Here is a 768-nt window from a genome sequence, read left to right on the forward strand (position 1 = left end):
AAGCACCCTTTAGCTTAATAAGGATAGTCATATTACTTTTTCCGTTCTTTAAAGAGTTCCCAGGTTTTATCCATAAACCACTTCACCTTGCCATCTTTGTGATATCCATAGGGTTGGACCAAATAATCGTATTTCATCATATTTTCTTTTTCAAGCAATTCTATCAAGTACCGATATCTAAGAGCCTGATTTTTACAAAGTTTAAATTCAGGGTCATTAAAGATAATCTCCCTCAACTCATTTTCATCATCTTTTTGTTGTACTTTCTTGTTAGCACTGATTTTTTTGACTTCACGATAGAACTTATTCTCAAATACCTCAATGATTTCTTCTGCTACACTGATGCCTTGATTTTCTATCCAAAAGTTATTTAGTTCTACTCCCACGAAGGTACCATTTTGAAGAATAAATAATGTTAATCTTTGTGGTGAATCAAAATCTAATGATTTTATTTGTTGATTATGTTGACAGACTACAGCTTTAAATTCTTTCGAATACTCACTATACCAGTCACTAGGAATTATGTATTCTCCCGAATGATAGTAAGTATAAAAGTAATAGACATACTTTAAATTAGAATCACTTGCAAATTTCAGGAATTCCTCGATTTCATCTAATTTTAAATGAATTTGATTAGATATCTTCAGAACACTTACTTCCAATGGAAGTAAGTTATAATCATTGATTTTTTCTATAAGTTGCTGCTTCTTAATTATCGCCATACTACATCTCCTAAACTAATTTTCTGCAAATAAATAATTGCTAATG

The 768-nt window shown here is 30.5% G+C and carries 1 protein-coding gene; it reads right to left on the bottom strand.

The features are described from left to right. Window positions 1–32: 32 nt before the first annotated feature. Complete coding sequence (locus tag V7137_RS30430) at window positions 33–722, bottom strand: hypothetical protein (protein ID WP_335701522.1); 690 nt, start codon at window positions 720–722, stop codon at window positions 33–35. Window positions 723–768: the final 46 nt, after the last annotated feature.

Source organism: Neobacillus drentensis, assembly GCF_036962765.1.
In the GTDB taxonomy this organism is placed as follows: domain Bacteria; phylum Bacillota; class Bacilli; order Bacillales; family Cytobacillaceae; genus Neobacillus; species Neobacillus drentensis_C.